The organism is Arthrobacter sp. SAFR-044 (assembly GCF_059414985.1).
This window is the reverse complement of the sequence record NZ_JBPFDN010000002.1, coordinates 376,998-392,697: the sequence shown is the minus strand read 5'-3', so window position 1 is coordinate 392,697 and position 15,700 is coordinate 376,998. Positions and strand designations below refer to the sequence as shown.

Annotated in this window: 16 protein-coding genes; 10 read left to right on the top strand and 6 right to left on the bottom strand. The window is 68.0% G+C overall.

Annotation, left to right across the window (positions count from 1 at the left end):
- Positions 1 to 284 precede the first annotated feature (284 nt).
- Positions 285 to 710, top strand: coding sequence for a CBS domain-containing protein (locus ACR65J_RS04580; protein ID WP_440166458.1), 426 nt, complete (start codon positions 285 to 287; stop codon positions 708 to 710).
- Positions 711 to 801: 91 nt separating this feature from the next.
- Here the strand turns inward: ACR65J_RS04580 and ACR65J_RS04575 are convergent, their stop codons facing one another.
- Positions 802 to 1,800 carry a LysM peptidoglycan-binding domain-containing protein gene (locus tag ACR65J_RS04575; protein ID WP_440166456.1) on the bottom strand — a complete coding sequence of 333 codons (999 nt, stop codon included), beginning with the start codon at positions 1,798 to 1,800 and terminating at the stop codon, positions 802 to 804.
- 372 nt (positions 1,801 to 2,172) lie between these two features.
- Here ACR65J_RS04575 and ACR65J_RS04570 point away from each other — a divergent pair, with 372 nt between their 5' ends.
- Complete coding sequence (locus ACR65J_RS04570; protein ID WP_440166454.1) at positions 2,173 to 2,727, top strand: acyl-CoA thioesterase; 555 nt, start codon at positions 2,173 to 2,175, stop codon at positions 2,725 to 2,727.
- Between the two features lie 93 nt (positions 2,728 to 2,820).
- Complete coding sequence (locus ACR65J_RS04565; protein ID WP_440166452.1) at positions 2,821 to 3,255, top strand: thioredoxin family protein; 435 nt, start codon at positions 2,821 to 2,823, stop codon at positions 3,253 to 3,255.
- Between the two features lie 85 nt (positions 3,256 to 3,340).
- Here ACR65J_RS04565 and ACR65J_RS04560 read toward each other — a convergent pair whose 3' ends face one another.
- Entirely contained in the window at positions 3,341 to 3,619 is a 279-nt protein-coding gene (locus ACR65J_RS04560) for a putative quinol monooxygenase (RefSeq protein ID WP_159631253.1), read from the bottom strand.
- A 93-nt stretch (positions 3,620 to 3,712) separates the two neighbouring features.
- Between ACR65J_RS04560 and ACR65J_RS04555 the strand changes: the two genes are divergently transcribed.
- Positions 3,713 to 5,389, top strand: a complete 1,677-nt coding sequence (locus ACR65J_RS04555; RefSeq protein ID WP_440166450.1) for an AMP-binding protein — start codon at positions 3,713 to 3,715, stop codon at positions 5,387 to 5,389.
- A 10-nt stretch (positions 5,390 to 5,399) separates the two neighbouring features.
- Here ACR65J_RS04555 and ACR65J_RS04550 read toward each other — a convergent pair whose 3' ends face one another.
- Both ACR65J_RS04550 and ACR65J_RS04545 read right to left on the bottom strand, forming a co-directional pair.
- On the bottom strand, positions 5,400 to 6,017 hold the full coding sequence (locus ACR65J_RS04550) for a hypothetical protein (RefSeq protein ID WP_440166448.1): 618 nt from the start codon (positions 6,015 to 6,017) through the stop codon (positions 5,400 to 5,402).
- Positions 6,018 to 6,138: 121 nt separating this feature from the next.
- The gene (locus ACR65J_RS04545; RefSeq protein WP_440166446.1) at positions 6,139 to 7,125 is read right to left on the bottom strand and encodes a DNA-3-methyladenine glycosylase family protein; all 987 of its coding nucleotides are present in this window, start codon (positions 7,123 to 7,125) and stop codon (positions 6,139 to 6,141) included.
- 152 nt (positions 7,126 to 7,277) lie between these two features.
- On the opposite strand from ACR65J_RS04545, the gene ACR65J_RS04540 reads away from it, so the two are divergent.
- Positions 7,278 to 7,694 (top strand): VOC family protein, encoded by a 417-nt coding sequence (locus ACR65J_RS04540; RefSeq protein WP_440166444.1) that lies wholly within the window; start codon positions 7,278 to 7,280, stop codon positions 7,692 to 7,694.
- Positions 7,695 to 7,720: 26 nt separating this feature from the next.
- Here ACR65J_RS04540 and ACR65J_RS04535 read toward each other — a convergent pair whose 3' ends face one another.
- Positions 7,721 to 8,908 (bottom strand): SLC13 family permease, encoded by a 1,188-nt coding sequence (locus tag ACR65J_RS04535; protein WP_440166442.1) that lies wholly within the window; start codon positions 8,906 to 8,908, stop codon positions 7,721 to 7,723.
- A 59-nt stretch (positions 8,909 to 8,967) separates the two neighbouring features.
- Here ACR65J_RS04535 and ACR65J_RS04530 point away from each other — a divergent pair, with 59 nt between their 5' ends.
- From ACR65J_RS04530 to ACR65J_RS04510, 5 genes are all read left to right on the top strand, one after another.
- Positions 8,968 to 10,353 (top strand): cystathionine beta-synthase, encoded by a 1,386-nt coding sequence (locus tag ACR65J_RS04530; protein ID WP_440166440.1) that lies wholly within the window; start codon positions 8,968 to 8,970, stop codon positions 10,351 to 10,353.
- 25 nt (positions 10,354 to 10,378) lie between these two features.
- Positions 10,379 to 11,542 carry a cystathionine gamma-synthase gene (locus tag ACR65J_RS04525; RefSeq protein ID WP_440166438.1) on the top strand — a complete coding sequence of 388 codons (1,164 nt, stop codon included), beginning with the start codon at positions 10,379 to 10,381 and terminating at the stop codon, positions 11,540 to 11,542.
- 162 nt (positions 11,543 to 11,704) lie between these two features.
- Entirely contained in the window at positions 11,705 to 12,211 is a 507-nt protein-coding gene (locus tag ACR65J_RS04520) for a winged helix-turn-helix transcriptional regulator (protein WP_440166436.1), read from the top strand.
- Between the two features lie 26 nt (positions 12,212 to 12,237).
- Positions 12,238 to 13,560 carry an MFS transporter gene (locus ACR65J_RS04515; RefSeq protein ID WP_440166668.1) on the top strand — a complete coding sequence of 441 codons (1,323 nt, stop codon included), beginning with the start codon at positions 12,238 to 12,240 and terminating at the stop codon, positions 13,558 to 13,560.
- A gap of 24 nt (positions 13,561 to 13,584) precedes the next feature.
- Positions 13,585 to 14,355, top strand: coding sequence for an SDR family oxidoreductase (locus ACR65J_RS04510; RefSeq protein WP_440166434.1), 771 nt, complete (start codon positions 13,585 to 13,587; stop codon positions 14,353 to 14,355).
- 132 nt (positions 14,356 to 14,487) lie between these two features.
- Here ACR65J_RS04510 and ACR65J_RS04505 read toward each other — a convergent pair whose 3' ends face one another.
- Entirely contained in the window at positions 14,488 to 15,693 is a 1,206-nt protein-coding gene (locus ACR65J_RS04505; protein WP_440166432.1) for an acyl-CoA dehydrogenase family protein, read from the bottom strand.
- Positions 15,694 to 15,700 lie beyond the last annotated feature (7 nt).

Genomic DNA, 15,700 nt, shown 5'->3' with positions numbered 1-15,700 from the left:
GGCGTTGGGAGAAGGGCTGCAGGAGGTGGTGGGGCGTTGGGAGAAGGGCTGCAGGAGGTGGTGGGGCGTTGGGAGAAGGGCTGCAGGAGGTGGTGGGGCGTTGGGAGAAAGGCTGCAGGAGGTGGTGGGGCGTCGGAACCTTAGGCGGGCAAAGGTTCGAAATCGGCGGCCGAAAGCGGGCTCCAGCCGCCGTCGACACCATGGTGGTGCGGGCGTAATCTGGCAGCATCGGCGCATGTGCTCCGATGCCCTGCGTCGATAATCCATCGATGAAGGAGGACTCAATGAGTGTTGTACGTGAATTCATGACCACGGATGCGCGATGCATCGGAGAAAGCGAATCCCTCACGGCCGCGGCCCGCATGATGATGGACCTCGACTGCGGAGCGCTTCCCATCTGCGGTGATGACGGCAAGTTGAAGGGCATGATCACTGACCGCGACATCGTGCTTAAATGCGTCGCCGCCGGCCGCGACCCCGGCCAGATGACGGCCCGCGATCTCGCCTCCGGCAAGCCGTACTGCATAGATGCCGACGCCAACGTTGATGCAGCCATCGACATGATGGAGGAGCACCAGGTACGCAGGCTCCCGGTGATCTCGGACCACAAACTGGTGGGCATCATCAGCCAGGGCGACATTGCCCGCAACTACTCCGAACAGCGTGTGGGCGAACTGGTGGAACACATTTCAGAACGCCACGGCGTGTAGCGCGTCATTGACTTGTCCGCGGATCCAGCCCTTGAAGGTTCGGACCCGCGGACAAGCTTAGGACTTCCCGGGCTCAGACCCGGCCGAACTGTCAGTTCAGCGCGATCAGGAGCATGGTGCTGGTTCCCGGAATACAGGTCTGCAGGATCGCCCTGGGGAAGCCGCCGAACACCGCGACGACGTCATTGGTGGTTCCCGGATTCGGGACGGTACCTCGCCCGGTCACCGTGTACGTCCCGTACCCCGGGATGCTCACCGTTTCGCCTACGCCGATTCCCGAGAACCGGGCCCACCCGCCGCAGAAATCATGCTCGGTGATGAACAGCGAGAAGCCGTCGTTGGGGGTGTAGTGGATCGGCCCAATGCAGGCATCCACCATGGACTGGCCGCCCGAGCCGGCCACGTAGATGGTGCGGACGGCAGGAGCCGCCGACACAACCGCGGGAGCCGGAGCAGGTGCCTGTTGTGCAGCAACCGGTGCCCCGGCGGGCGCCGGCGCGGGTGCGGGAGCAGGTGCAGGCTCGGCAACTGCGATGCGCGGACCTGCCAGCAGGAGCGTCTGGCCCGGGTAGATGGTGCTGTACGCACTCAGCCCGTTGGCCGCGAGCATGGCGTTCATGTCCACGCCATGGCCGGCGGCAATCGCCCCGACGGTGTCGCCCGGGACCACCGTGTACAGATTGGGGTCGCCGGCCGGTTCGGGGGCCGGCGCGGGTGCGGGCTCCGGCGCCGCCGGAGCCGGAGCAGGTTCGGCCGGTGGGGCCGGCGCTTCGGCAGCCGGAGCAGTGGCCTGTGCGGCGACCGCTTCCACCGCCGAACCTGCTGCCGGAGCTGATTCGGCCGTGCTGCCCGCCGGCGGCGGTGCCGTTGCCTCCGCAACCTGCGCCGCCGCCGTCGTGCTCCCGTTGAGTGGCGCCGGCGGCGCCGCCATTGCGCCGATACCCACCGCAGCCACCACCGCTGCCGTGGCCATGCCGGCCCATAACTTGTTGCTGATGACCGGCCGGCCGGAGGTGAGGTCGGTCCGGGGTTCGTCGGTGGCGAAGCTTCTGCTGGCGCCGTCGGGGGAAGGGAGGAAAGGCTGGTTCATGGGTTGCCCATCAGGTTTCGGTCCCGCCGCGGCGGTGCGTTGCACGCCAGGACGCTGGACGGAGCGAGATGTCGTTGCGCCGCCGGCCCCGGCAGGTGCCGGAGCCGAAAGCGGCGCAGGTTGGAGGCATCCGCACACCCAGAAAATGCGGAGCTCCGCGTGAAGGCAGGAGCTCCCGGAAGCAACCCGGGGGACCTGCCAGCGCGTGTTGGTCCTAGGAATCCCGAGTCTAGGAATGACGCCAAGGCCGGGGCACCAGTAGGGATTACCCGACTTTGCAGGCCCGCTACTCGCCCGGATCAGGGCTGCTACTCGACGGCGGGCGGGCGAATACTTGCCTTACGAAATGTTACTCACGGGTAACATGGAGGCATGCACCTGCTCCTGAGAACCCTCCTCATGCTCTTCCGCTCCCGCCGCCGTCCGCCGTTGTCCGTGTGGGACCCGTCGACACTGCCACTGCGCGTCCTGCCCACAGACATCGACATCGCCATGCACGTCAACAACGGCATGTACCTGTCCCTGATGGACCTTGGCAGGTTCGACCTGATGGTGCGCAGCGGCGTCTGGAAGCGGATGCGCCGCCGTGTCTGGAGCCCGGTGGTGTCCGCGGAAACCATCTCCTTCCGCAAGCCGCTGCAGCTGTGGCAGGAGTACGCCATCGAGACCCGCGTCATCGGGCTGGACACGAAGGCGATCTTCTTCGAGCAGCGCATGGTGGCCGACGGCGAGATTTACGCGCGTGCCTACATCGCCACCCGGCTGGTCACCAAGTCCGGCCCGGTAAGCCAGGAAGATATCCTCGCCGAGTTCGGTGCCCCGCCCGCGGACCTGGTCCTCCCGGACTGGATCCACGAGTGGCGCGCCTCCAGCGCCCTCCCCGGCAGCCGCACACCGGCCCCGCACCTCTGGGATGCCACCTCCTGAGCCGGCCGCCGCCGTCGTCCTTTCCGTTATTCCCAATGACGCGGGGAGCGAACAACCGCGACAGGCTCCCGGCCGGGCGCGTAGCGTGGACACATGGCTACCCTTGACATCACAGGTGAACAGTTCGCATCGACGATTGAAGGAAACGACATTGTCCTGGTTGATTTCTGGGCGGAATGGTGCGGTCCCTGCAAGCAGTTCGGCCCCACATACTCAACAGTGTCCGAGAAGCACCCGGACGTCCTCTTTACCAAGGTGGACACCGAAGCTGAGCAGCAGCTCGCGGCGGAGGCCGGCATCACCTCCATCCCCACGCTGATGGCCTTCCGTGAAAAGGTGCTGGTGTTCTCGCAGCCCGGCGCACTGAACGCCCAGCAGCTGGAACAGGTGGTGGACGCTGTGAAGGCGCTGGACATGGAGGAAGTCCACGCCCATGTGGCCAAGCAGCGCGAAGAAGCAGCAGCCGCGGCCGCTAAGCCCGCCGGCCAGGGCGGTCCCCAGGACGGCACGCAGATCCCCGACTTCTAAGACCCCTTTTTAACGCAGAATGCGGGACCTCCGGTGGGAGGTCCCGCATTCTGCGTTTAACGGCTGCGCGGACTAATGACTGCGCCTAGACGCGTTCCACCTTCACCGGTTCGGCCAGCAGCGCGCTCAGCGATTCGTTCAGGTCCTGCACGGCGATGCCTTTGGAGTGCCTGTCCAGGTCTTCCTCGGACGCCCACTGCTCGGTGAGGACCAGCTTCTCCTCCGTGGCTTCAGTGAGTTCGTACTGGATGCAGCCCGGCTCCTTCACCACCTCGTCGATGGCGATTTCCAGGGCCAGCTTGACGCGGTGGAACTCGCCGTCGTTGGGGATGAACGTTGCTATCAGGTCAATGGGTGCACTCATGGATTTCACAATACCGGGCGCCCGGGAAGGAACCGGCAGTGTTGCGGCGCCGGCATGCTTCTCCTGCCGGGATCCTGTTGGTAGCGTGCCATCATGCGTGCTTATACAGCCGGGGACACTGACGTCCCGCTCCTGGAGGAAACCATCGGCGCGAACTTTGAGCGCGTCGCCGCGCAGTTTCCCCTCCACGACGCCCTCATCGAGGCCGCACCCGTGCCGGGCGCTGACGCCCGCCGCTGGAGCTACACCAAGATGAACGACGACGTCGACCGGCTGGCACGCGCGCTCCTCGCCTTGGGCGTTGCCAAGGGGGAGCGGGTGGGCATCTGGAGCCCCAACTGCGCCGAGTGGACGCTGCTGCAGTACGCCACGGCCAAGATGGGCGCCATCCTGGTCAACGTCAACCCGGCCTACCGCAGCCACGAACTCGAATTCGTGGTCAAGCAGAACGGCATGCGCACGCTGGTCACGGCGCCGTCGGACGACAACAGCGACTACGTGGCCATGGCCCGCCAAGCCCTCCTCACCTGTCCCGATCTCCGGGAACTCGTCTTCCTGCCGGTCCATGGCCTGGACGCGCTGAAAGCCGGCAGCCCCCAAAGCGACGCGGAACTCACGTACGCCGAACTGCTGACCCGGGCGGACGGCGTCGGGCATTCCGTCTTGAAAGCCCGCATGGCCGAACTGAACCCGCACGACCCCATCAACCTGCAGTACACCTCCGGCACCACGGGGTTCCCCAAGGGCGCCACGCTGACCCACCACAACATCCTGAACAACGGCTACGCCATTGGCGAGCTGCTGGGCTACACAGAGCATGACCGCGTGGTCATCCCGGTGCCTTTCTACCACTGCTTCGGCATGGTGATCGGCAACCTCAACGCCCTCAGCCACGGCGCCGCCACCATCATCCCGGGCCGGGGCTTCTCGCCTGCGGCGGCGCTCGAGGCCGTCCAGGACTTCGAGGGGACCTCCCTGTACGGGGTGCCCACCATGTTCATCGCCGAGCTGGCCCTGCCCGACTTCGGCACCTACGACCTCTCCACGCTCCGCACCGGCGTCATGGCGGGATCGCTGTGCCCCATCGAGGTGATGAACCGGGTGATTTCGGAGATGAACATGGTGGACGTGGCCATCTGCTACGGCATGACCGAAACCTCGCCGGTGTCCACCATGACCCGGAAGGGCGACACGCTGCAGCAGCGCACCGAGACCGTGGGCCGCACCATGCCGCAGCTGGAGAGCAGGATCGTGGACCCCGCCACCGGCGAGGAACTGGAGCGCGGGCAGATCGGCGAGCTCTGCACCCGCGGCTACGCCGTGATGGCCGGGTACTGGAACCAGCCGGACAAGACGGCCGAAGCGATTGACGCGGACGGCTGGATGCACACCGGGGACCTGGCCCGCATGGACGAGGACGGCTACGTGGTGGTGGAAGGCCGCATCAAGGACATGGTGATCCGGGGCGGCGAAAACATCTACCCCCGCGAGATCGAGGAGTTCCTCTACACCCACCCCGACATCCAGGACGTGCAGGTAATCGGAGTCCCGGACCAACGGTATGGCGAGGAGCTGATGGCCTGCATCATCCTCAAGCCGGGAGCCGGACCCCTGGACGCCGACTCCCTGGCCGAATTCTGCCGCGGGCGGCTGGCCCACTACAAGGTCCCGCGCTACGTGGAGGTCCGGGAGAGCTTCCCCATGACGGTCTCGGGAAAGATCCGCAAGGTCCAGATGCGCGAGGAAGCGGTGGCCCGGCTGGGGCTCTGACCTCGCCGCGTCAGCTGGTTTCGCGGGCCGGGGACGGCCGGCGGGAAAACCGCATTATAACCAGCGCAGCCAGGACTGCTGCCGCCAGCCCTGCCGCCGCCAGCCCTGCCGCCGCCAGGAGCTGCCGGGAAGCGCCTGCGGATGACCCCAGTGCGCGGACGGCGCCGCGGCCCGTCCGCCCCTTGCCTGTTGTTGTGACTTCGTCAGGGGAGAGCTCCCAGTCCTCCTGTGTGGGAAAGATCCCGGCCGGAAGCTTCTCCTGCTGGAGCCTCCGGCGGGAGGCGAGCCGCTCACGGACCTCCTCGTTCGGGGCCGGGACGATCGTGTCTGCCGTCACCGCTGCCTCGAGGTCGACAATGTAAGGCTCGCCGTAGAAGGCTGAAGAAGCGACAGATTCCACCCAGGTGGCCGGTGGTGTCTCCACCCCGTGGCGCGCAAAGGCAGCCCGCAGCATGTCCCGGATGGCGCCGATGCCCTTGCCGTCGGCTTCCCGGGTCACCTCGAAGATGGCGAGTTGGAGCCGCACCTTCTCATCCGCCAAGGGGTCCGTGGCGGTGGGGTCCTGCAGGGCCGGGTCCACGGCAACCTGCTCACCGCCCTGGTTCCTGCTGCCTGGATTGGTGCTCATGGCCGTCCCTTCCGTCATGGTGCAGCCCTCCGCCTCGCGGTGGCCTTCATCCATGGCCGTACCCATTGCCCCGCGGATCAAGCATCCCGGTTGATGAGAGGGCCCGCGGTTTCCCGGCCGGTCAGTGCCCGCGGTGGTCCTGGATGGTCATCCTCGGGCCGAACGTGGGCTTGCGGAACCCGGTGCTCTGGATCATCCGGACCACGCGCTGCCGGTGCCCCCGCCAGGGCTCCAGCAGCCGGAGCATCCCGGCGTCGTCAGTCCGGTGTCCGGTCAGGGCCGCTCCTACATAGGCGGCCAGGTGGTAGTCGCCCACCGAAATGGAGTCGGGGCAGCCGTGGGTGCGCTGCACCACCTCGGCTGCCGTCCAGACCCCGATGCCCGGAATGACCTGCATCTTCTCCGCGGCCTCCAGCGCCGGCAGCGCCGCAAGGCGTTCAAGCGCGACGGCGGAGCGCAGCGCGCGCATGACGGTGGCCGAACGCTGGGGCCCCACCCCGGCCTTGTGCCACTCCCAGCTGGGAACCTGCAGCCAGCGCGCGGCCGTCGGTGCGACCACGAGTCCAGCCGGCGTGGACATCCCGGCCCGGGGCGCCGGAGTCCCATAACGGTGGACAAGGTAGCGGTAGGCGCGCCGTGCCTCAATCACCGTCACCTTCTGCTCAAGGATGATCGGCACCAGCTGGTCCACCATGCGGCCGCTTGACGGGAGCCGGACTGCCAGGCTGCGGCGCCGGGCCTCCCGTACCATGCGTGGCAGCGTGGAATGGAAGGCCGGTTCATCGAAACCCTGCCAGTCGTCGTCGGACCCCAACAGCCGGGGCGCTGCCTGCACGGCGGCTGCGGCGCCCGGGCCCCAGGCCTGGATATCCACCAACGGCCCGCCCGCGTCGCCGCCGCCCGCAGGGGCGAGCCGCATGGTGGCCGGACCCTCCGGCGTCGTAAAGGCATTCCAGATGACGTCCCCCTGGATACAGAAGGACGGATCGCTGTTGCCTCGCAGGAGCGGGCCCAGGGTCCGGGAAAGGCTGTAGGGACCCTCCGGATACCAGCGCAGGGACACGTCCGCCGCGGCTGCCAGCCGGGGAGGTGCCGCTGCGATCGTCATGTCTTCCATCGTCCCACGGACCGCCGACAGTGGCGGGACCATCGGCCCTTCTGCGCTTCCCGGCTCCGGATTAGGATCGCCGCGTGGAGCACCCGGGCAGCCGGCGCAAGGCACCCAACCAACAGGGAAGCACAGGAATATGGAGGGCAACCATGGGCGGAGTAGTGCATTTCGAGATTCCCGCGGACGACCAGAAGCGGGCCAGGAAGTTCTACCAGGAGGCCTTGGGCTGGCGGGTCGAACCGGTGCCGGGCATGGACTACAGCATGGTCATCAGCACGGACATGGACGACGACGGCCAGCCGGCGGCCGCGGGCGCCATCAACGGAGGGATGATGGCCAGGGAAGGGCAGATCACTGCCCCGGTGATCACCGTTGACGTTCCGGACATCGACGCCACGCTCAGGAGCGTGGAGCAGCTTGGCGGCTCGGTGGTCATGCCCAAGAACGAGATTCCCGGGATGGGCTTCACGGCTTACTTCAAGGATCCCGAGGGCAATGTGATGGGCCTCTGGGAGAACCTTCCCGCCGGCGAGGGCGGCGACGGCGGCCAGGCCCCCGGCAGCTGATCGCAGGCAGCTGATTAGGGGCTTACTTAGGGCATCCCGGACACGGCCCACAGTGCCAGCACGGCCAGCGGCACGGTCAGCGCCACCGCCACCACTCCCGCTGCGGCGAACCCGCCCCACCTGATGGGAACGTTCAGCACACGCAGCCGCTCGTGCCACAGCAGCGTGGCCAGCGAGGCCCAGGGGGTCACCAGCGGGCCCAGGTTCACCCCAATGAGCAGCGCGGCGAGCCTGGCCTGCGAGCCCGCCACCGGCTCCAGCGCCAGGTAGGCGGGAAGGTTGTTGGCAGCGTTGGCCGCGCCGGCGCCCAGCCCCGCCAGCTGCAGGAGCGCAGGCAGGCTGTCCCCGGTGCTGGCTATCCCCGTCAGCAGGGTGGCGAGGCCATGCGCATGCAGGGCCTCCATCAGCATGAACAGCCCCACCGTCAGCATCAGCGGCCGCCACGGGACCATGGACCACCGAAGCACGGAGGGCCGGCGGCGGAGGAAGACCGCCAGCAGGACGGCGGCCGCAGCCAGCGCCGGGTACTGGACCGGCACCCCGGATACCAGCGCGGGCAGCAGGACGAGGAGCGTGATCGCCGCGGCCTTCAGCAGGGTGCGGTCACGGACGGGATGGGCCGGCTGCGGCCCGTAGGTTCCGCGCAGGTCCCGCCGGAACGCCAGCCACAACAGGGCAAGGGGGACCAGCAGGCCCACCAGGGCGGGTGCCCACACCAGACCCGCGAACCGCCACGGGCTCAGGCCCAGCCGGTCCTGCGCCAGGAGATTGGTCAGGTTGGACACCGGCAGCAGCAGGGAAGCGGTATTGGCCAGCCAGATGCTGGTCAGCGCGAACGGCAGCGGCGGGATCCGGGCGTGCACGGCCAGCAGGACCACCACCGGCGTCACCAGCACCGCCGTCGTGTCCAGGGACAGGAACACCGTGGACACCGTGGCCACTGCAACCACCAGGAGCCACAGCAGGAGGACCCGGCCCCGCCCCAGGGCGGCCAGGCGGTCAGTCACCACCCGGAACAGCCCTGCCTCATCCACCAGTTCCGTGACCAGGGACATGGCCAGCACAAAGGCCAGGATGGGAATGGTCCGGCTGGCCAGGTCCCCGAAGGCGGGAAGGGGCAGCACACCGGATGCCAGGGCGGCCACGCCTGCTGCCAGGGTGGCGCCGGGCAGCAGGTAGCTGCGGGCAGCTTTCAGCCATGCGAACTGCTTCACCGGCTTATCCTCGCACCGGGGACAGGGAACGGCGTGCAGGAAGCGGTAGCTTTGTACCTATGAAGTACGCCCAGTCCATCCTGGACCTCATCGGCAATACCCCGCTCATCAAACTCAACCACGTGACTGACGGCATTAAGGCCACTGTCCTGGTCAAACTGGAGTACCTGAACCCCGGCGGGTCCATCAAGGACCGCATCGCGGCGCAGATGATCGAGGACGCCGAACGCGAGGGCAAGCTGAAGCCCGGCGGCACCATTGTGGAGCCCACATCGGGCAACACCGGGGTGGGCCTGGCCCTCGTGGCGCAGCAGAAGGGCTACAAGTGCATCTTCGTGGTCCCGGACAAGGTGGGCGAGGACAAGCGCGCCGTACTGCAGGCCTACGGCGCCGAAGTGGTGGTCACACCCACCTCCGTCCCGCCGGACAGCCCGCAAAGCTACTACGGCGTCTCGGACCGGATCACCCGGGAGACGCCCGGGGCCTTCAAGCCGGACCAGTTCTCCAACCCCGCGGCACCGGGAAGCCACTACAAAACCACCGGCCCGGAGATCTGGCGGGACACGGACGGCACAGTCACCCACGTTGTCATCGGCGCCGGCACGGGCGGCACCATCACCGGCACAGGCCGGTACCTCAAGGAGGTTTCGGCTGACAGGCCCGAGTCCGACGGCGGGGTGGTCCGGATCATCGGCGCGGACCCCGAAGGGTCGGTCTACTCAGGCGGTACCGGGCGCCCCTATTTCGTGGAGGGCGTCGGCGAGGACATGTGGCCGGCGAACTACGACAAAACCATTCCTGATGACGTCATCGCGGTCTCCGACGCGGACTCCTTTGCCATGACCCGCCGCCTGGCGCGGGAGGAGGGGCTGCTGGTGGGCGGTTCCTCCGGGATGGCCGTAGTAGCCGCGCTGCAGGCGGCGAAGGACCTGCCGGAAAGCGCCGTCGTCGTGGTCATCCTGCCCGACTCCGGACGCGGCTACCTTGCCAAAATCTTCAACGACCAGTGGATGCGCTCTTACGGTTTCCTCTCCGGCGGCGAGGAAACCTCCGTGGGGGAGGTCATCAAATCCAAGAACGGCGAACTGCCGGACCTGGTGCACATCCACCCCAACGAGTCGGTCCGCGACGTCATCAACATCATGAACGAGTTCGGCGTCAGCCACATCCCGGTCCTGTCGCAGGAGCCGCCCGTGGTCATGGGGGAGGTCCTCGGCGCCGTGGACGAGCGCACCCTGACCGCCAAACTGTTCCGCGGCGAAGCGAAGCTGACGGACAAGATCTCCGAACACATGGGCCCCAAGCTGCCCGTGATCGGCTCACTGGAAACCATCTCCGCCGCCAGGGAACTGCTCTCTGACACGGACACCCTGATGGTCACGTTCGTGGGCGCGCCCGTGGGCATCCTCACCCGGCACGACCTGCTGGCCTACCTCAGCAACTGATCTGCGCTACCCGCAAAGGAGCATCATGACCGCCTCTGAAAACCAAGGCTTCAACACCCGTGCCGTCCATGCCGGACAGGAGTTCGAACCCCGCACCGGGGCCGTGGTGCCGCCGCTGCATTTCAGCTCCACCTATGCCCAGGACGGCATCGGCGGCCTGCGCAGCGGCTACGAGTACGGCCGCGGCGGCAACCCGACGCGGGACGCGCTGCAGGAACAGTTGGCCGCGTTGGAACTGGGCACCCACGCCTACAGCTTCAGCTCCGGGCTCGCCGCGGAGGATGCCCTCATCCGCGCGCTGACCCGCCCCGGGGACCACATCGTGCTGGGCAATGACGCGTACGGCGGAACCTACCGCTTGATCAGCCGGGTCCTGGGGGACTGGGGCATAGGCAACACCCCGGTGGACATGGCCAACCTGGACCGGGTCCGCCACGCGGTGGACGCCCACAAAACCCGGTTCGTGTGGGTGGAGACGCCGTCCAACCCGCTGATGAAGATCACCGACATCGTGGCGCTCGCCGACATAGCGCACGACGCCGGCGCCCTTCTGGTCGTCGACAACACCTTCGCGTCCCCCTACCTCCAGAACCCGCTCGCCCTGGGTGCCGACGTGGTGGTCCACTCCACCACCAAGTACATCGGAGGCCATTCAGACGTGGTGGGCGGCGCCGTCGTGGTCAAGGATGAAGAACTGGCGGAAAAGATCGGCTTCGTCCAGTTCGCGGTAGGCGCCGTGTCCGGTCCCATGGACGCTTTCCTGACCACCCGCGGACTCAAGACACTCGGCGTCCGGATGGACCGGCACAGCGAGAACGGCCAGGCCGTGGCCGAATGGCTGCTCGAGCGCCCGGAGGTCGAAGCCGTCCTCTACCCGGGACTGCCCACCCACCCGGGCCACGAGCTGGCCAAGCGCCAGATGCGCAAGTTCGGCGGCATGGTGTCCGTCCAGTTCAAGGGCGGCGAAGCTGCTGCCCGCAAGGTGGCCGAGTCAACGTCCGTGTTCACGCTGGCAGAATCCCTGGGCGGGATCGAATCGCTGATGAACTACCCCTCCGAGATGACCCACGCGTCCGTCAAGGGCACCGAGCTGGCCGTTCCGGTGAACCTGCTGCGCCTGTCCTGCGGCATCGAGGACAAGGAAGACCTGGTCGCGGACCTGGACCAGGCGTTCTCCAACATCCCGTAACCCCTCCGCGAGCTGTGCCCCACCCGCCCCCTGGCCTCCCAAGCCCGCCCAGGGAACCCCGCGAGATGGCACTTCACGGCAGTGTTTCCGCCCTGGACTGCCGTGAACTGTCATTTCGCGGGACGTGTGGCTTTCTTGAAAGAAGTCAGCTAGGGTTCCGTTATGCCTCTTCGATCCGACTGGTCCCAACGCAGCTGCAGCATGGCCCGCGGCCTGGACATCCTGGGAGACCCCTGGTCCATCCTTGTCCTCCGCGAGGTCTTCATGGGGAACGGGCGCTTCGACGCCATGAAGAGCCGGCTGGAAGTGGCAGACTCCGTCCTCACCAAGCGCCTGGCAGGCCTGGTCGAATCGGGGCTGCTGGAGAAGAGCGCCTACGACGACGGTGGCCGCACCCGCCAGGAATACGTCCTCACTCCCAAAGGTGAGGACGCGCTGCCGGTCCTGAACGCGGTCACCATCTGGGCGGAGAAGCATTTGCCCGCGCCCTCGGACCAGGCACACCTCTACGTCATCCATTCCGGCTGCGGGAAAGCCACCACCTCGGCGGACACCTGCACCGAATGCGGTGAACGGCTCACCGCGGCGAACACCAGCTGGCACAGCAGGGCCCGGTCCGAGCAGCCCATCCCGTTGTCCACTGCTGCCGGGAAAGGAACGGCCGCGTGAGCGCCCTGCCCGGGAAAGCGGCGGACATGTCAACGCTGCAGACCCCGCGCGGACCGCGCCGCCGCCTGCACCCAGCCTGGGCCGTGGCCGTCGTGGCATTCCTCGCCCTGGTGGGAGCAGCCGGTTTCCGGGCGGCTCCCGGCGTCCTGATGGTCCCGCTCCAGCAGGAGTTCGGCTGGTCCACCACGGTCCTGTCCGCGGCAGTCAGCATCAACCTGGTCCTCTTTGGCCTGACCGCCCCGTTCGCCGCCGCCCTGATGGAGCGGTTCGGCATCCGGGCCGTGACGGCAACGGCCCTGGTCCTGATCGGCATGGGCAGTGCACTGACCGTGCTGGTGAGCCAGTCCTGGCAGATCCTGCTGACCTGGGGCCTGCTGATCGGCCTCGGCACGGGCTCCATGGCCCTGGTCTTCGCCGCCACGATCGCCAACACCTGGTTCACCAAAAGCCGCGGCCTGGTCATCGGCATCCTCACCGCAGGCAGCGCGGCCGGCCAGCTGGTCTTCCTGCCCTTCATCGCCATGCTCGCCCAGGACCCCGGCTGGCGGCAGGCCTCCCTGCTCATCGCGGCAGGCGCCCTGGCCGTGGTCCCGCTGGTGTTGAAGTTCCTCAAGAACTCGCCGGCCGACGTCGGGGTCCTGCCCTACGGCGCGGACCCGGTGGCCGCTGATGTTGAAGAACCGGAAGCCGCAGCGGACCGCAAAGACGGCGGCCGCACCAACGCCGCCGTCCGCGCGCTGCAGGCGCTCCGGCGCGCCAGCAAGGTCAGGACGTTCTGGGCTCTCGCCGCCGGTTTCGCCATCTGCGGGGCCACCACCAACGGACTGATCGGCACCCACTTCATCCCCTCCGCCCACGACCACGGCATGCCCCAAACCACGGCCGCGGGACTGCTCGCCGTCGTCGGGATTTTCGACATCATCGGCACCATCGCCTCGGGCTGGCTCACCGACCGCTTCAACCCCCGCGTCCTGCTGGCCGTCTACTACCAGTTCCGCGGGATCGGCCTGCTGGTGCTTCCGCTGCTGCTGAACGCCGAGGTGCAGCCCAGCATGATCGTGTTCGTCGTGATCTACGGCCTGGACTGGGTGGCCACCGTCCCACCCACGGCAGCCATCTGCCGCGAAACGTTCGGAGCTGACGGCAGCGTGGTCTTCGGGTGGGTCTTCGCGGCCCACCAGCTGGGCGCCGCCGCAGCCGCCATCGCCGCCGGTGCCCTCCGTGACGCCACCGGGCACTACACCTACGCCTGGTTCGGCGCCGCCGCCATGTGCACCATCGCCGCCGTCATCAGCGCCACCATCCGCCGGCACCACAGTCCAAGGGAAGTGGAGCCCGCAGCGGCCTGAAACGGGCGCCGCTAGGCTGGTCGGATGGAACCGCTCACACCCGCCCCTGCCCGCCCTGTTGCCCTGGTCACCGGCGTGGGCAGGCTGGCCGGCATCGGCGCGGGAATTGCCCGCCAGCTCGCGGCGGACGGCTGGGACCTGGTCCTGTCCTACTGGGCCGGCTACGACGCCCGCATGCCGTGGGGCAGCGCACCGGAAGACGTGGTCCGCCTGACCGCGGAGCTGGAAGCCATTGGCGCCCAGGCCCATGTCCTGTCGGCCGATCTCCAGGATCCAGGCGTCCCGGACCGGCTCGTGGCGGAGTCCGCCCAGCTGGCCGGACCGCTGCAGGGCCTGGTGCTCAGCCATGCCGAATCAGTGGACTCCGGCGTGCTGGACACCACCATTGAATCCTTCGACCGGCACTTCGCCGTCAACACCCGCGCCAGCTGGCAGCTGATTGCAGCGTTCGCGCGGCAGGCAACGGACGACGGCGGCGCGATCGTTGCGCTGACCAGTGACCACACAGCCTTCAACCTTCCCTACGGGGCCTCGAAGGGGGCGCTGGACCGGATCGTGATTGCCGCCGCCCGGGAGCTGGGCCCGCAGGGAATCTCCGCGAACGTCCTCAACCCGGGGCCCGTGGACACGGGCTGGATGACTCCAGTGGTCCGCGAAGAGCTCACCGCGCAGCAGCCCACCGGCCGCCTGGGCACCCCGGCGGACGTTGCCGGGACCGTGGCCTTCCTGCTTTCGCCGGCCGGGCGGTGGGTGTCCGGGCAGCTGATCAAGGCCGACGGCGGCTTCTCCGCCTGAGCGCTGCACCGCCACCCCGCCGAGTTGGCATTTAGCGGCAATGTGTGGCCGGTTCACTGCCGTGGGGCCCACGCCCGCAGGGTTCCCTGGCCGAGCTTGCGAGGCTAGGGGCGGGTGGGGAACAACTCGCGCTCAGTGGAAGGCGTTGAGTCCGGTGATGTGCCGGCCCAGGACCAGGGTGTGCACCTCGTCGGTTCCCTCATAGGTCCGGACCGATTCGAGGTTCGCGGCGTGCCGCAGCGGTGAGTAGTCGGTGGTGATGCCGTTGCCGCCCAGGATGGAGCGGGCTTCACGGGCGATCTTGATGGCCTCGCGGACATTGTTCAGCTTGGCCAGCGAGATCTGCTCGGGCCGGAGGGTTCCCGCGTCCTTGAGCCGGCCCAGGTGCAGCGCCAGCAGGGTGCCCTTCTGGATCTCCACCAGCATGTTCACCAGCTTCTGCTGCGTGAGCTGGTAGCCCGCCAGCGGCTTGCCGAACTGCAGCCGGTCCAGCGAGTATGCCAGTGCTGCCTCGTAGGAATCGCGGGCGGCTCCCATGGCGCCCCAGGCGATCCCGTACCGGGCCTCGTTGAGGCAGGTGAACGGGCCGCGCAGCCCCCGCGCACCCGGCAGCAGGGCCTCGGAGCCCAGCCGGACGCCGTCGAACACCACGTCGCACTGGATGGAGGCGCGCATGGACAGCTTCTGCTCGATGGGCGTGGCTGTGACGCCTGGGGTTCCGGCGGGGACCAGGAAGCCGCGAACGCCGTCGTCCGTCATGGCCCACACCACCATGACGCCGGCCACGGACGCCAGCCCAATCCAGCGCTTGGCGCCGTTGAGCACCCAGCCGGCGTCGTCCCCGCTGCCGTCCCGGACCGCGGAGGTGGCCATGGCGGCGGGGTCCGAGCCGGCCGTGGGCTCGGTCAGGGCGAAGCAGCCGATCACCTCACCCGCTGCCATGCGCGGCAGCCACTCCTGCTTCTGCTCCTCGGAGCCCCAGGTGTGGATGGCGGTCATGGCCAGTGAACCCTGGACGGACACGAAGGTGCGGATGCCTGAGTCGCCGGCCTCCAGTTCCATGGCGGCAAGGCCGTATTCGACGGCGGACCGGCCCGGGCAGCCATAACCCTCCAGATGCATCCCCAGCACGCCCAGCTCACCCAGCTCGGTCGCCAGGTCGAGGGGGAAGACGGCGTCCTCGTACCAGCGGGCGATGTCCGGCCTGATCCGCTGGTGGGTGAAGTCGCGGACCTTTTGCCGGAGCTCCAGTTCCTCCGCGGACAGCAGGGAGTCGAGGTCCAGGACATCGGACGGACCGCCGGTCACGGCTTCACCAGGCATCTGTTCACCAGTCATTTCTTCA

Excerpts from the sequence above, each read along its gene's own strand:
- ACR65J_RS04550 (WP_440166448.1), bottom strand. The coding sequence starts at position 6,017 with ATGAGCACCAATCCAGGCAGCAGGAACCAGGGCGGTGAGCAGGTTGCC.
- ACR65J_RS04525 (WP_440166438.1), top strand. The coding sequence starts at position 10,379 with ATGACCGCCTCTGAAAACCAAGGCTTCAACACCCGTGCCGTCCATGCC.
- ACR65J_RS04540 (WP_440166444.1), top strand. The coding sequence starts at position 7,278 with ATGGGCGGAGTAGTGCATTTCGAGATTCCCGCGGACGACCAGAAGCGG.
- ACR65J_RS04580 (WP_440166458.1), top strand. The coding sequence starts at position 285 with ATGAGTGTTGTACGTGAATTCATGACCACGGATGCGCGATGCATCGGA.
- ACR65J_RS04510 (WP_440166434.1), top strand. The coding sequence starts at position 13,585 with ATGGAACCGCTCACACCCGCCCCTGCCCGCCCTGTTGCCCTGGTCACC.
- ACR65J_RS04520 (WP_440166436.1), top strand. The coding sequence starts at position 11,705 with ATGCCTCTTCGATCCGACTGGTCCCAACGCAGCTGCAGCATGGCCCGC.
- ACR65J_RS04545 (WP_440166446.1), bottom strand. The coding sequence starts at position 7,125 with ATGACGATCGCAGCGGCACCTCCCCGGCTGGCAGCCGCGGCGGACGTG.
- ACR65J_RS04555 (WP_440166450.1), top strand. The coding sequence starts at position 3,713 with ATGCGTGCTTATACAGCCGGGGACACTGACGTCCCGCTCCTGGAGGAA.
- ACR65J_RS04565 (WP_440166452.1), top strand. The coding sequence starts at position 2,821 with ATGGCTACCCTTGACATCACAGGTGAACAGTTCGCATCGACGATTGAA.
- ACR65J_RS04560 (WP_159631253.1), bottom strand. The coding sequence starts at position 3,619 with ATGAGTGCACCCATTGACCTGATAGCAACGTTCATCCCCAACGACGGC.
- ACR65J_RS04530 (WP_440166440.1), top strand. The coding sequence starts at position 8,968 with ATGAAGTACGCCCAGTCCATCCTGGACCTCATCGGCAATACCCCGCTC.
- ACR65J_RS04575 (WP_440166456.1), bottom strand. The coding sequence starts at position 1,800 with ATGAACCAGCCTTTCCTCCCTTCCCCCGACGGCGCCAGCAGAAGCTTC.
- ACR65J_RS04505 (WP_440166432.1), bottom strand. The coding sequence starts at position 15,693 with ATGACTGGTGAACAGATGCCTGGTGAAGCCGTGACCGGCGGTCCGTCC.
- ACR65J_RS04570 (WP_440166454.1), top strand. The coding sequence starts at position 2,173 with ATGCACCTGCTCCTGAGAACCCTCCTCATGCTCTTCCGCTCCCGCCGC.
- ACR65J_RS04515 (WP_440166668.1), top strand. The coding sequence starts at position 12,238 with ATGTCAACGCTGCAGACCCCGCGCGGACCGCGCCGCCGCCTGCACCCA.